This window comes from Veillonella sp. T34266-5 (assembly GCF_002959815.1).
GTDB lineage: Bacteria > Bacillota > Negativicutes > Veillonellales > Veillonellaceae > Veillonella > Veillonella atypica.
On sequence record NZ_PPCZ01000013.1, the window covers coordinates 71,829 to 85,923 of the forward strand.

The 14,095-nt window shown below is 40.3% G+C and carries 12 protein-coding genes; 1 reads left to right on the forward strand and 11 read right to left on the reverse strand.

The window, feature by feature from the left end; all coding sequences use genetic code 11:
* The first annotated feature begins 51 nt into the window (after positions 1–51).
* Positions 52–879 (forward strand): prolipoprotein diacylglyceryl transferase, encoded by an 828-nt coding sequence (gene lgt, locus VIHSUH07_RS05270; RefSeq protein ID WP_105084155.1) that lies wholly within the window; start codon positions 52–54, stop codon positions 877–879.
* Positions 880–977: 98 nt separating this feature from the next.
* On the opposite strand, the gene trmFO is transcribed toward lgt, so the two are convergent.
* From trmFO to glyQ, 11 genes are all read right to left on the reverse strand, one after another.
* Positions 978–2,294, reverse strand: coding sequence for a methylenetetrahydrofolate--tRNA-(uracil(54)-C(5))-methyltransferase (FADH(2)-oxidizing) TrmFO (gene trmFO / locus VIHSUH07_RS05275; protein WP_105084156.1), 1,317 nt, complete (start codon positions 2,292–2,294; stop codon positions 978–980).
* On the reverse strand, positions 2,287–4,605 hold the full coding sequence (topA, locus tag VIHSUH07_RS05280) for a type I DNA topoisomerase (RefSeq protein WP_105084157.1): 2,319 nt from the start codon (positions 4,603–4,605) through the stop codon (positions 2,287–2,289). Before topA ends, trmFO begins: the two co-directional genes overlap by 8 nt.
* Complete coding sequence (dprA, locus tag VIHSUH07_RS05285; RefSeq protein ID WP_105084158.1) at positions 4,595–5,731, reverse strand: DNA-processing protein DprA; 1,137 nt, start codon at positions 5,729–5,731, stop codon at positions 4,595–4,597. The genes topA and dprA overlap by 11 nt, the downstream gene beginning before the upstream one ends.
* Positions 5,715–7,286 (reverse strand): YifB family Mg chelatase-like AAA ATPase, encoded by a 1,572-nt coding sequence (locus tag VIHSUH07_RS05290; protein ID WP_105084159.1) that lies wholly within the window; start codon positions 7,284–7,286, stop codon positions 5,715–5,717. Before VIHSUH07_RS05290 ends, dprA begins: the two co-directional genes overlap by 17 nt.
* Before the next feature lie 10 nt (positions 7,287–7,296).
* Positions 7,297–7,698, reverse strand: a complete 402-nt coding sequence (locus VIHSUH07_RS05295) for a YraN family protein (RefSeq protein WP_005379862.1) — start codon at positions 7,696–7,698, stop codon at positions 7,297–7,299.
* Positions 7,699–7,870: 172 nt separating this feature from the next.
* Complete coding sequence (locus VIHSUH07_RS05300; RefSeq protein WP_105084160.1) at positions 7,871–8,671, reverse strand: ribonuclease HII; 801 nt, start codon at positions 8,669–8,671, stop codon at positions 7,871–7,873.
* Positions 8,664–9,569, reverse strand: a complete 906-nt coding sequence (gene ylqF, locus VIHSUH07_RS05305) for a ribosome biogenesis GTPase YlqF (RefSeq protein WP_105084161.1) — start codon at positions 9,567–9,569, stop codon at positions 8,664–8,666. The genes VIHSUH07_RS05300 and ylqF overlap by 8 nt, the downstream gene beginning before the upstream one ends.
* Positions 9,570–9,660: 91 nt before the next feature.
* The gene (gene rplS, locus VIHSUH07_RS05310) at positions 9,661–10,002 is read right to left on the reverse strand and encodes a 50S ribosomal protein L19 (protein ID WP_005377523.1); all 342 of its coding nucleotides are present in this window, start codon (positions 10,000–10,002) and stop codon (positions 9,661–9,663) included.
* A 170-nt stretch (positions 10,003–10,172) separates the two neighbouring features.
* Positions 10,173–10,544: a MarR family winged helix-turn-helix transcriptional regulator gene (locus VIHSUH07_RS05315; protein WP_009661172.1), complete on the reverse strand. Its 372-nt coding sequence runs from the start codon at positions 10,542–10,544 to the stop codon at positions 10,173–10,175.
* A 146-nt stretch (positions 10,545–10,690) separates the two neighbouring features.
* Positions 10,691–12,742, reverse strand: a complete 2,052-nt coding sequence (gene glyS / locus VIHSUH07_RS05320; protein ID WP_105084162.1) for a glycine--tRNA ligase subunit beta — start codon at positions 12,740–12,742, stop codon at positions 10,691–10,693.
* Between the two features lies 1 nt (position 12,743).
* Positions 12,744–13,619, reverse strand: a complete 876-nt coding sequence (glyQ, locus tag VIHSUH07_RS05325) for a glycine--tRNA ligase subunit alpha (protein ID WP_005379917.1) — start codon at positions 13,617–13,619, stop codon at positions 12,744–12,746.
* Positions 13,620–14,095: the final 476 nt, after the last annotated feature.

A 14,095-nucleotide genomic window follows, 5' to 3' on the forward strand; every position in this document is an offset into this window, starting at 1 on the left:
ATAATTTCTATGCTTATAAAAGCATGAACATTTATTCATAAAGGAGTTCATATGCATCAATATCTATTTTTCATAGGCGATTTCCCGATTAGGGCCTACGGTGTCATGTTAGCACTAGCCATCATTAGCGGTGCCTCTGTAGCCTATTTCTTACTCAAAAAAGACGGTCGTGGATGGCACGAGCACATTGTTGATTTCTCCATTACAGTCGCTATAGCAGGTCTTATCGGCGCCCGCTTATGGGATGTATTTTTCTTCGACTGGCATTACTATGGCAATCATCTCCTTGAAATCCCTTTCGTATGGCAAGGAGGCATGGCCATTCAAGGAGGCGTCGTACTCGGTACATTAACCGGTTATTGGTATCTAAGAAAATATAATATCGATTTCTGGGCCTTTGCCGATATTTTTGCGCCAGCCCTCATTTTAGCTCAATCGGTTGGGCGTATGGCTAATCTGTTTAACGGCGATGCCTTTGGTCATCCTACGGGTGGAAATTTTGGTATTCTCTATCCTGAAAGCACCCTTGCATACCGCACCTATGGTAATCAGCCATTATGGCCAGCTGAAATTTGGGAAGGCCAAATCGATATTCTAATCTTCGTGATTTTACTACTCTTTAGCTCATTTAAACATGCTAAAGGCCAAGTGTTCGTTCTATACGCTATCTTGTATTCCGCAGCGCGATTCTGCTTAGAATTCTTACGCGGTGATTATGTAAACCTCACAATGGGACTTAAATCAGCACAGATGACGAGCCTCATTGTTATGATTGTAGGCATCTGTTTATTTATCTACTTTGGTTATCTAGATAAAAAGCAACAAGATGTGGCTGAAACAGTACCAGAAGCACCACAAAAACAAAAGAAACGTAAATAATAAAATCCTTCATTCACGGATACACAACATCCATGAATGAAGGATTTTTAATATCTATTCAATTATTCTAACGATAAACTATGAGCAACAAGCATCATTTACAGTTGTTCTTGTGCCTTTAATGCGTCAAGTTCTTCTAATGCACGATTGGCAATGAGAGCATTTTTCTCTTTTTTCTTACGAATCCGTTGAGGCCATGATTCCATAATACCAAAATTAACATTCATAGGTTGGAAATTAGATCCTTCATAGGAAGATATATAGTGGCTCAATGATCCGATAGCCGTCGTTTTAGGGAAGTTGATAAATGCATTATCATCAAGGTATCGTTTTACCTGTAACCCTACCATGAGCCCTGATGCGGCTGATTCAAGATACCCTTCTACACCTGTCATTTGACCAGCAAAGAATAATCGATGATCAGACTGTAATTGGAATGCATGATTGAGCAATTCTGGAGAATTGATATACGTATTACGATGCATCACACCATACCGAATAAATTCTGCATTTTCAAGGCCAGGGATTAAGCCAAATACGCGTTTTTGTTCGCCCCATTTTAAATGAGTTTGGAACCCTACGAGGTTAAACATAGTGCCCTCTTTATTTTCCTTACGCAATTGCACTACCGCATAGGATTCTTCATTGGTACGCTTATCCACTAAGCCTACTGGTTTCAATGGACCATAGCGCAATGTATCCTCTCCACGAGATGCCATGATTTCCACAGGCATACAACCTTCAAAATAGATTTCCTTTTCAAAACCCTTAGGCTGCACAGCCTCAGCATGGGTCAATTCGTGCCAGAAGTGTTTATACTCTTCTTCATTCATAGGGCAATTAAGATAGTCCGCATCGCCTTTATCGTAGCGAGACGCAGCAAACACCTTATCATAGTTAAGCGACTCTGCGGTCACAATCGGAGCCGCTGCATCATAGAAATAAAATCCTGTATTACCGGTTAATTCTCTAATGGCATCACCTAGTGCTTCAGATGTTAATGGACCAGATGCAAAGATAACCGTTCCTTCCGTAGGGATAGATGTTACCTCTTCATGGTGTACCGTAATATTAGGATGACTTTTTACCTTATCCGTTACCATAGCACTAAATAAATGACGATTAACCGCTAAAGCACCACCAGCAGGTACAGCTGTTGCATCTGCACATTCCATAATTAACGAGCCTAAGCGTCGCATTTCTTCCTTTAACAAGCCAACAGCATTCTCTATATTACCAGCGCGCAAGGAATTGCTACAAACTAGTTCAGCAAATTGATCCGTTTGATGAGCCGGAGAACTCTTTACAGGGCGCATTTCATATAAATCGACAGCAACACCACGATTGGCAAGTTGCCACGCTGCTTCAGAACCAGCTAAGCCAGCCCCTATAATAGTAACTCTATTTTCACTCACTCTTTGTATCCTCTTCTTTCTTTACTGAATCATCAGACTTTTTCTTTCTCGTTTTCTTAGGTGGTCTAGTTGGACATGTTTCATTGGAGCAGAATTTTTTCGTCGTACCATTTTTATATGATTTTTCAACGATAATGCTGCCACATGTATCGCAGAACTCATGAGTAGGCTTATCCCATAACGTAAAATCGCATTGTGGATAACGATTACAACCATAGAAAATACGACCACGCTTAGATTTCCGTTCTACGATTTCCCCTTCACCGCATTTAGGACAAGCAACACCGGTACCAACCGTAATCGGTTTAGTGTTCTTGCATTCTGGAAAGTTAGAACATGCTAAGAATTTACCATAGCGACCGAATTTATAGACCATAGGATGACCACAAAGCTCACAGGTTTCATCACTTTCCATGGATGCGATTTGAATTTTGTCTACATCGCTAGCATCATCCAATTCTTGCTTAAATATATTGTAAAAATCAGTCAATACCTTCACATACGTATCCTTACCATTAGCGATGGCATCGAGCTCCTCTTCAAGTTCTGCAGTAAACCCAGTGTTGATAATTTTTTCAAAATAGTCCACTAAAAAGTCTACTACTACAAAGCCTAGTTCTGTAGGTATGAATTGTTTATTATTTGTTTCTACATAGTTACGGCTAACGATAGTATCTATAATTGGCGCATATGTACTTGGGCGACCAATGCCTAATTCTTCCAATGTTTTGATAAGGCTTGCTTCAGAATATCTAGCAGGCGGTTGCGTAAAATGTTGTTCTGGGTCGATAAGTACAGTTTCCACCACATCAGATTTCTTCAACGCTGGTAATTGTGGCGTATCTTCTTTCTTACTATCTTCATAGACTGCACTAAATCCAGGGAATAACACACGAGAACCAGTTGCCTTAAATGTATAAGTATCATCAATATCTAGTTCAATGGTAGTGGACTCATTTTGTTGTGGTGCCATTTGGCTAGCCATAAAACGATTCCAAATCAGTGTATATAACTTTAGTTCATCGCGATTTACAAATGGTTCTACCATTTTAGGTGTCAATTCAAGAGATGTAGGACGAATGGCTTCATGCGCATCTTGAGCTGATTCCTTCTTACCATATACATTCGGTTTAGCAGGGCAATAGTCATCGCCATAGGTTCTCTTAATATAGTCTCTTGCCTGTTCTTGCATATCTTTGGATATACGTGTAGAGTCTGTACGCATATAGGTAATTAAACCTACGTGACCATAAGAACCGATTTCTAAACCTTCATATAAATGTTGAGCAATCATCATGGTCCGTTTAGCCCCAAAATTAAGCTTACGAACACCATCTTGTTGCAATGTAGATGTGGTGAAAGGCGGAGCTGGTTTACGACTTCGTTTACTTTTCTTAACAGATGTAACAGTAGCCGTATGGTCCGCAATAGCCTTTTGGATTGCTACTGCATCTGTTTCACATGTAATATCTAGTTTGTCGCCCTTTACATGAGTTAGTTCAGCGGCAAACTCTTCATTAGTTTTCGTCTTAAATTGTCCTTCAATAGACCAATATTCTTGAGGCACAAAAGCTTGTATTTCACGTTCTCGTTCACAAATGAGACGTACAGCTACGGATTGAACACGACCAGCGCTCAAACCTTTGCAAACCTTTTTCCATAATAGAGGGCTTAATTTATACCCTACAATGCGGTCTAGTACACGACGTGCTTGCTGTGCGTCAACCATGTTCATATCCACAGTACGTGGATGCTCTAAGGCCTCTGCAACAGCAGTTTTCGTAATTTCATTAAAAGTAATACGACAATTAGATGTGATATCTACGTTTAGAATATATGCTAAATGCCAGGAAATAGCTTCCCCTTCGCGGTCCGGGTCAGTTGCGAGCAATACGGCGCTACTTTCATCGGCATGGGCCACCAAATCGTCAATCACCTTTTTACGTGCTACCAGATTACTATATCGTGGGGTAAAGTCATGATCAATGTCGATACCCATTTGAGATTTAGGCAAATCTCGAAGATGGCCCATACTGGCTTTCACAATATAATTAGGGCCTAAAAATTTCTCGATAGTCTTAGATTTAGCCGGTGATTCCACAATGACAAGGATTTTACCATCCGGATTATATACGCGAGGTTTTCGTTGCTCTGGTGGCATCGATGTAGCAACAATCGATTTGTCGCGTACAATACCAACTGGTGTCAACGCTTCTTTTGCTACCTTTTTATTGATCGTAGTCTTTTTCTTTTTTGTTTCTTGTTTTGGTTCTTTCGGTTCCCCAATAACGATAGATCGTTTAATGGACAAGTGCATCACTCCCGATTATGTTAATATAGCCCTTAGAATGAACCTTCTCAATCATATGTTTCATTTCAAGGTCTAATAAAATACTTTGTAATCGTTGTAATGGAATGTGTGTTTTCTTGATTAATTCGCCTACACTAATACATTGATCGGTAGGAATTGTACTCAACACGACCTCCCATTCCACCTTAAAGCTTAACACATCGGACCCTTGCGTATCAACTACACGGGGCTTTAACTCATAATCCTCGATTATATCTTGTGCTTTCGTTAATATATTAGCCCCTTGGCGCATAAGCCAGTGATTGCCCTCCGCTACATTGCTTAAAATACTGCCAGGCACCACATAGATTTCACGGCCTTCATTGGCGGCCATATCAGCCGTTATCAACGATCCACTGCTCGCCTTGGCCTCTACTACGATGATGATTTGTGAAAGCCCACTAATAATGCGATTCCTTGCGGGAAAATGGACACCTGACGGCGGTGTACCGGGAGGATATTCTGATACTAATAAACCATTGTTCTTAAGAACGGCATCAAATAACCGTTTATTCTCCGGCGGATATACAATATCTAAACCGCATCCCATAACAACGATCACTTGTCCCTTTGCCGCTAAAGCACCTTCATGGCTATGACTATCTATCCCCCTCGCACCACCGCTGACTATGGCTACATTATACGCAGCTAGTTCCTTACCTATCCGAAGTGCCACATTACGACCATAATCGGAACATTTTCGAGCTCCTACCATGGCAATTTTCATCGTTTCATCATCTAACAAAGATACATTTCCTCTCACAAATATGACGGCTGGCGGATTGTATATCTCTTGCAAATGCCCAGGGAATAATACGTCAAGGTACGTAATATATTCTATATGCCAATTCTTAAGAGCCTTATAGATAGCCCGTAATCGTTCGTCGGTCGCCTCTTTCTCGATTTGCCTATATTTTGTGGACGGAATGCCTAGTATTGTCGTTAGGTTCTTACGATTTTGTAAAGCACACCATGCCTCATAAGGATTTCCAAACTTTTCGACTAAATCACGTATCGTAGCCGCTCCTAGTGAAGAAATACTCTGCATGGCGGCAATGTAAAAATTACTTTCATACTGTTGCTCCATCATGAACTCCTATCCTCGACACATGATATGGAATGTGCCGATACATCATCGCTTCTGAAATATGTTCGTTTTCTATATATAAAGACCCATCTAAATCTGCAATGGTTCGACTCACCTTCAGCAATCGATCAAAGCTACGCCCTGTAAAATGAAATCGTTCATATACGTCTCCTAACAAGCCCCAGCAATCATCGCGTATATTACACAGTTCACGAATAGCGCCATGTGGCAAGGCACCATTTGACTTAAATGGTTGGTCGTGGAAACGTTCTAATTGCATCTGGCGCCCTTGCTCCACGAGTTGTTTCATATCTGCACTGCTCATAGAATCAGAATCCATACATAACATGTCATTAAAACTAGGTCTCTCTACAAGGATGAATAGATCTATGCGGTCCAATATAGGTCCAGATATTTTATGCTGATATCTTTCTAATTCTGTAGAGCTACAAACACACTCCTTATGAGGGTCCCCATAATATCCACAAGGACATGGATTAGCGGCGAGTATACATATAAAATCTGCTGGATAGTCATAACTATTTTGTAACCGATTCACAGTAATCATATGAGATTCTAATGGTTGCCGTAACGCATCTAATACATAGCGCGGAAATTCTGGTGCTTCATCAATAAATAGCACCCCTTTATGGGCTAATGTTATTTCTCCCGGTTTTGCATTACTACCGCCCCCTATGATGCTCGCCAAGGTTGCTGTATGGTGAGGACATCTAAAAGGCCGTTTAGCAATCAGCGTATTCTTTTCGAGCAACCCTGCTACATCATGAATGCGTGTTGTTTCTAGCCGCTCCTCCCAACTTAGGGGAGGTAAAATAGTTGGTAATCGTTCTGCCAACATAGTTTTACCGGATCCAGGCGGACCTATCATCATCACATGGTGAACACCAGCAGCAGCAATAACCATGGCTCGTTTTCCTAGTTCTTGGCCTTGTACATCCTTGTAATCAATGAGGCTGTTGACCGCGTCATTACAATCGTCATCAACAGTGTCTACACGATATTCATCCGGTCGCATTACAAGTTTCACAATATCCGCCAATGTATGTGCACCATAGGATGTAATTGCTTCTATATTGTGCAGCAATGATACATTATCAAAACTTGTAAAGATCCTAAGAATCTTGTTATCAAGTGCTTTCATAGCCATACTAAGAATGCCTTGTGTCTTTTTTAGACTGCCATCTAAGGATAATTCGCCTATAAACAGGGTTGATTGTAATAATTTTGTTAATTTAGGTTTGCGTAGCCTAATTTGACCTGATGCGGCTAATACACCTATGGCTATGGGCAAATCTAATCCGGAACTACTTTTTCTGACCTCTGCAGGCCCTAGATTAACAACAATACGACGCATAGGAAAATCAAATCCACTATTTTTAATGGCTGCCCGTACGCGTTCTCTTGATTCTTTTACAGCTTGATTTGGGAGTTCCACAATATCAAAGACAGGTAGCCCTTGAGATATGTCCACCTCTACTGTTACGACGACGCCATCTAAACCATCTATGGTAGCACCATAGACCTTTGCATACATAATGGACCTCCTACATGAAACACTGAGGCATATAGTGTACAGTAGCCTTAAAATCCTCATGTACATATACCTCAACTACATCAAAGGATAGTTCCTTCCATTTACGGTTCTGAGCCCGCAAATCCCGTATAAAATACATAGCTGCCTGCTTAATATGCTTTTGTTTACGTTTTGAAACTGCCTCACGTGGCAATCCATGGGTGACACCACGACGCGCCTTGATTTCAATAAAATGATAGGTCAGCCCATTTTTGGCGATAATATCGATTTCACCTACCTTTGTTTTGTAATTTGTCGTTACAATTTTCAATCCTTGTTGCTCAATATACTGTCGAGCAATATCTTCTCCCCAATTACCAAGAGCTTTTGCATCTAATAGGTTACAATTTTGTTCACAATTCATCGTATTCATGATTACCTCCTTATGTATATAGATGCTTTCGAATACTTATATATACAAAATATGACGGTCTGACCATGAATGTAAATAGAAAAGAGGTTCCTAATAGTCACCTAGGTGACCAATAGGAACCTCTTTTCTATAGATTTTTCATTTTTATTTCACAATAGAGTAATCTATATATTTATTTTTCTTCTCGATGCCATCCAACAATTGACTTAATCGGTTCAAAACTCTTTCTATGCAATGGTGTCACACCTTGCTGCTCAACAGCCTCTTTGTGGAGTTCTGTATAATATCCCTTATGGATGCCAAAACCATAACCAGGATACTCTTCATCGAGGCTCTTCATATATCGATCCCGCGTAACCTTTGCAATGATAGATGCCGCTGCAATATTAGCACTTTTACTATCGCCCTTTATGATGGATTCAACAGGAATTGTTAAATCAGGTAATTTCATGGCATCCGCTACAACAGCCTCTGCAGGTACATCAAGAGTGCGAATGGCCTCATACATCGCTTGACGTGTGGCCTCATAAATATTGAGCTCATCAATTTTTTCTGGACCATAGGAGATACAGCTGACCGCTACAGCTTCATCCATAATGATATCATAGAATGCTTCACGTTTCTCTTCGGTTAGCTTTTTAGAATCATTAAGGCCTGGAATTAATGTCATAGGAGGTAAAATGACTGCAGCTACGGTAACAGGGCCTGCAATAGGACCGCGCCCTACCTCATCGACGCCAGCCACATGATATAGCCCTTCATCATAGAACATGCCTTCATAGTCGTACATGCTCATCAAGCGTTGTTGTTCTTTTAGCTCTTTTTCTTGACGTTTAATATAAGAGGCTGCCAATTTTTGAACGGAAGTACGAGTATCTTCTTGTGCTAATGGTAAAATTTCCAAAGCTTGTTTCGTTTCAAAAAGGGCCTTAATATCAGCTACCTTTAACTTAGCGAAGATATCCTTATCCATGATATGTTTCCTCACCATCTTCTGGATAATACGGTTCTTCATCAACTTGGTCTAGTGTAATTGTACCAAGCTTTGTATTGCGATAGTCTTGCAAAATAATGCGGCGCGCCTTATCAAGGTCAACAACACCACCGCTTACAAGACAGCCTCGACGACGACCAATGCTTTCAAGAATTGTATCCACATCGGCCATCTCTTCTTCTTTTAATTTGTAGCGTTCAATCAAGATATTAGGTGTATTCGTCAATAGATGGTTTAACAATTGCTTAATTACGTGCTCTAAGTCATATACATCATCAGAAATGGCACCTGTCATAGCAAGACGTGCAGCAGCCCGTTGGTCTTCTAATTTAGGCCATAATACGCCTGGCGTATCGAGCAATTCCATATTCTTACCAATTTTAACCCATTGCTGACCACGCGTGTGACCTGCCTTGTTAGCCGTACGGGTTGCTGCAGAACCAGCCAAGGAATTAATCAATGTAGATTTTCCTACATTGGGAATGCCTAAGATAATGGTACGTATAGAACGACTGCGTATCCCCTTTGCTACCCAACGATCAATGATAGGTTTACTGAGACGTTCTACAGTAGATACTAATTTCTTATTACCCTTACCAGACTTGGAATCGATGGCTAATACAGTAATGCCTTGTTGCATAAAGAATTCTGTCCATTCCTTCGTTGCTTTTGGATCTGCTAAATCTACCTTATTTAACAGTACAATATGCGGTTTTTGACCAACTAACTCTAGGATGACTGGGTTCGCACTAGAACGAGGAATACGCGCGTCTAATAACTCGATAACAACATCTACCTTTTTGATGTACTCCGTTATCATGCGCGTCGCTTTCGCCATATGCCCAGGGAACCAATGTACGATAGGTGAATCTGCCATAATGTCTCCTTTCTATATATCTTGTATGAATGTATTTATTTCTATATTTTAGCAAAAATAAAAGGCTGCCAACGGCAGCCTTTTAAGAACATTAGCGTTTTTCGCGAATACGAGCAGCTTTACCAGTAAGGTTACGTAAGTAGTACAATTTAGCACGACGAACAACACCACGGCGCATAACTTCGATTTTAGCTAAGCGTGGGCTGTGAAGTGGGAATGTACGTTCTACACCTACACCGGATGCAATACGACGAACTGTGAAAGTTTCACGTACGCCACCGTTTTGACGTTTAATTACCAAGCCTTCGAATACTTGGATACGTTCACGGCTACCTTCCACTACTTTTACGTGTACGCGTACTGTATCACCAGCACGGAAAGTAGGGATGTCTGTACGAAGTTGTTCTTGTTCGAGTACGTTAATAATGTTCATTGTTTCCTCCTGTTTGCAGACATTCAATACCTACACCTTATAGGCAGCGGACTGTCTCAAATTAACAGTAATATATTATCACAAGTCAATGTACAATGCAAGAGGTTACACACTATATCTTGTATAGATTTATATACCCATTTGACCGCAACTATATACAAATAAATACCTTAATCAATACGGCCTAATAGGTCATACAGATCTTGGCGATCCTCTGATGATAAGCGTCTAAACCGATGAGCTAACTGCTGTTCCCTATGTTCAACTAAACTATGTGCTTCTTCTTTCCCTGCATCGGTTAGTGTTACAACAGTTGTCCTTTTATCCATCGTATCGATGGTCTTTTCTACAAACCCCAATTGTATGAGTACATCCAGTTGCTCTGATACGGTAGCTGGACGAATCTGTAAACTATCCACTAATACACGTTGGCTCGTTCCCTTACCAATTGTATATAATTCCATGAGTATTCTATAACGTGAACCTTCACGCTTAGCCGTCACATTACGGAGGGCATTGAATAATTCAACATTTGTAATCATAATGACATCTCCTTACAACTTTGTATACTTTATGTATTCGACATAGATGCCAAAATTCCTGCATAAAGAAAAGGCAACCACAGTTGCCTTTCCTCAGTTTCACATAGTTAAGACAAATGTAATTTCCTAACTATATAAAATATATGTTATTTTAATGCACTAATATCGCCGATAATAGCCATTACGCTATATGCTAAACGAACAAGTTGTAAACGATTAGCTTTAATAGCTTCGTCTTTGTCCATAACCATAACATCTTCAAAGAATTTGTTGATGGCAGGCACCAATGTAGCAGGTACTGCCACAACAGCGTCATAGTCATTTTTATCCCATGCATCGATACTTACTTCAGATGCTTTCGTAGCCATTTCATACAAGGCACGTTCTGCATCTTCTTTCAATAGGCTTTCATCAACACCGGTATATGTTACATCTTTCACAAGATTATACATACGTGTGAAAGCTTGTACTAATTCAACATTTTCATCAATGCGATTAGTCAAGAGAGCTTTCACAAGACCTTCAGCATCGGCAACGGACAATTCATTGTTAGATAACAACAAGTCGATTACGTGATGAGGCACTTCACGATCAAGGAAGATATTTTTCAAACGCAATGTAATGAATTCTTCTACTTGGCCAAGCAATTCATCTTGTTTATCTGCAGGTACATTAAGAAGATTCATAGATTCCACGATGATTGGGCGCAAGGAAATATTCCATTCGCTATTGAGTAAGATGTTCAAGATACCAATTGTTTGACGGCGCAATGCATATGGATCTTGAGAGCCTGTAGGAATCAAACCACGGCTAAATGTTGCAACGATGTTATCAATTTTGTCGATAATGGACAACACTTTACCAGCTTCTGTTTGAGGCAATACATCGCCTGCAAAACGAGGTAAATATTGCTCAAAAATAGCTTCCCCTACTTCTGGGGATTCACCGTCAAGTAACGCATATTCTTTACCCATTACACCTTGTAATTCGGTAAATTCTGTAACCATACCTGTTGTAAGGTCTGTTTTGGCAAGTTCAGTAGCACGTTCTAATACGACGCGCGCATCTTCGTGTAATTCACATTCTTCACTGAACACACGGCCTAATGTTAACAAACGTTCAGTTTTGTCAGCCAAGTTGCCAAGACCTTCTTGGAACACGATTTTTGTCAAACCATCTTGACGGTCGATAAGAGGTTTCTTGCGGTCTTCGTTAAAGAAGAATTTAGCATCATCAAGACGTGCGCGCAATACACGTTCATTACCAGCTTGAACTACTTCAATGGAATGGTCGGAGCCGTTGCGAACTGTTAAGAACATTGGCAATAATTTACCATCTTGGTCAACTAATGGGAAATAACGTTGATGATCTTTCATTGGTGTAATGATGGCTGCATCTGGAAGTGCCAAGTAGGACTCTTCAAAGCCACCACACAATGCTGTAGGCCATTCAACAAGATAGTTAATTTCTTCTAACAAATCATCATCCCAAACGATAGATGCATTTTTAGAAGCTGCAATATCATGTAATTGTTTAGAGATCAATTCACGACGCGCGTCTTGATCAACCATAACAAAGTTTTCTTTTAATGTGTCTACATAGGATGCTGCATTGTTGATAGTGATTTCATCAGCACCTAAGAAACGATGACCACGTGTTACATTACCAGATTTTACAGTAGCAAATTCTACAGGAATTACTTCTTCATCAAGTAATGCTACAAGCCAACGTACAGGACGTACGAACTTAGCATCTAAATTGCCCCAATGCATAGATTTAGGGAAATTAAGGCCTGTAATCAATTGTGGCAACATGTCTGTGACAATATCTTTTGCAGGTACGCCTGCCGTCTTAGTTTCAGCGTAAATATAGCCATCTTCTACAACGAGATCAGCTACATCAAGACCTTTACCACGAGCAAAGCCGATAGCTGCTTTTGTAGGATTGCCATCAGCATCATAGGCGATAGATGTGGAAGGACCTTTGTGACGTTCGCTAATTTCAGCAGATGTGTCAGCAAGACCTTTCACGATAAGAGCCAAACGACGTGGTGTGCCGTATGTTGCGATGCTTTCAAAAGGAAGATGGGCATCATTTAATTTTGTTTCAGCCAATGTTTTCAATTGACCTAAGATATTTGGCATAAAGCCGGCAGGAATTTCTTCTGCACCGATTTCAAATAATAAATCCTTTGCCATCTTATTTATCTCCTTTCAAAAGTGGAAAACCTAATTCTTCGCGTTTAGCGAGGTATTGTTGTGCACAAATACGAGCTAGTGCACGTACGCGTCCGATGAAAGCAGTACGTTCGCTGATGGATATAGCGCCACGGGAATCAAGCAAGTTGAATGTGTGGGAACATTTCAATACATAATCATAAGCTGGTAATACATAACCTGCGCCACAAACGCGTTTTGCTTCTGCTTCGTACATATCAAATAATTTGAAAAGCATATCTGTATCAGCTAATTCAAAGTTATAAACGGATTGTTCAACTTCGTTGGCATGCCAAACGTCACCGTATGTAACATGTTCATTCCATTTAAGGTCATATACGTTTTCTACGCCTTGAATGTACATAGCCAAACGTTCTAAACCGTATGTAATTTCTACGGAAACTGGTTTACAGTCGATGGAACCAACTTGTTGGAAATATGTGAACTGCGTTACTTCCATACCGTCGAGCCATACTTCCCAACCAAGACCCCAAGCGCCTAATGTTGGAGATTCCCAGTTATCCTCTACAAAACGGATATCGTGATCTTCAGCGTGAATACCAAGTGTTGCCAAGGATTGTAAGTACAATTCTTGTATATTATCTGGAGATGGTTTCACGATAACTTGGAATTGATGATGTTGGAACAAACGGTTAGGATTATCACCATAACGACCGTCTGCTGGACGACGAGAAGGCTCTACATAACATACAGCCCATGGTTCAGGACCAATAGCATGCAAGAATGTAGCAGGGTTCATTGTACCTGCACCCTTTTCGATGTCATATGGATTTTGAACGATACAACCTTGTTCACTCCAAAACTTTTGTAGATTTAGTATAATCTCTTGAAATGTCATTGCTGCCTCCACTTTACACAACCGACATAAAATCAACCATTTCGTTACAAACAAAAAAGTCCCTGTAACGAAAAACGTTACAGGGACGAGTATACCCGCGGTTCCACCCTATTTGGCTTGCGCCCTCTTTTTTCTATGTTGGCCTTTACTAACAGATACCTGCGTTCCTGCCAATGCTCTACAGCGCCTTCAACCAAATGTGAGCTTACACCGTCCTCACTCGCTTGAGAGGTTTACTACTCTGCTTCATCGCATATATTATACACAATATTGTAGCAATACAGAGGGATGAATGTCAATCTCTCAGAACAATATAATTGTTTAACCAAGAGCTATTAAAAGCAATAAACCTAGTTCTAGATATATATCCCATAAATATACTCCATAAATATAAAAATTAAAGCTACTACTAATACAGCTAAGATGAATAATGATGAAAAAATACACATCAAAAACCATCCTCTTTTTTCATACTC